This window comes from Aliidiomarina taiwanensis, assembly GCF_003987015.1.
Lineage (GTDB): Bacteria > Pseudomonadota > Gammaproteobacteria > Enterobacterales > Alteromonadaceae > Aliidiomarina > Aliidiomarina taiwanensis.
Genome location: NZ_PIPQ01000026.1, coordinates 1 through 1,013, shown reverse-complemented (window position 1 = coordinate 1,013; position 1,013 = coordinate 1). Strand labels below are relative to the sequence as shown.

The following is a 1,013-nucleotide window of genomic DNA, read 5'->3' as shown; positions in this document are numbered from 1 at the left end:
GGTCGAAGGGAGGTCAGCTACCGACATGTGGTAGTCTTACTTTTCGACCAAAAAAAGTGAGTTCCAACATGAGTTATCGGCAGCTGACCGAGGGACAACGATACCAGATTTCGTTGCTTCTCTCAGAGAAATTTTCACTCAGAAAGATTGCACAGAAATTAGACGTTTCACCATCAACCGTAAGCCGAGAGCTTCGGAGAAACTCTGTTACATCGGGTTGCTATGAGCCTGGCAAGGCTCATCAAAAAAGTGCAAAAAGGCGCGGTCATAGCAAAAAGAGAAGCATTTGTAAGCGTACTGTAGCCGCGGTTGAGTTGCTCCTTTCTGCTGACTGGAGTCCAGAACAAATCGCTGCGGTTTGTCGCTCTATAGGCCGCCCAGTAAGTCATGAGTGGATTTACAGCCACATCATTCGCGACTTTCGGCGCGGTGGCGAGCTTTACAAACACTTAAGGCATCGATTAAAGCGGTACCGAAAGCGAACACATAAGCAGCGCGGACGCATTGTCGATAGACGCTCTATTCATGACCGACCGGAGATTGTTGGAACACGCGAGCGTTACGGCGACTGGGAAATCGACACTGTTATTGGTAAACGCGGAACTGGAGTCATTGTAACCGCTCTAGAGCGAAAAAGTCGGTTCTATGTCACGCGTAAGGTATTTAGCAAAAATGCGAATGAGGTTGCTGATGCATTGATTGAAATGTTACAACCTTTTCAATCACTTGTGCATACGATTACGGCTGACAATGGTTTAGAGTTCGCAGAGCATAAGCGCATCACCAAGGCTTTGGATGCAGATGTTTACTTTGCAGACCCATATGCGTCTTATCAGCGAGGTGCGAACGAAAATGCTAATGGTTTGCTTCGTCAGTATGTTCCGAAAGGCTGCAACTTACGGATATTGACCAACGAGATGCTGACCAAAATACAGCAGCGTATAAATCTCAGGCCGCGTAAGGTACTAGGGTTTAAGCAACCAGATGTAATTTTTAAAGAGCAATTGCAGTAC

Annotated in this window: 1 protein-coding gene; it reads left to right on the top strand. The window is 46.6% G+C overall.

From position 1 onward, the window contains the following. Positions 1–68 precede the first annotated feature (68 nt). On the top strand, positions 69–1,013 hold a 945-nt coding region (locus CWE15_RS11910; RefSeq protein WP_126758300.1), incomplete at its 3' end, for an IS30 family transposase.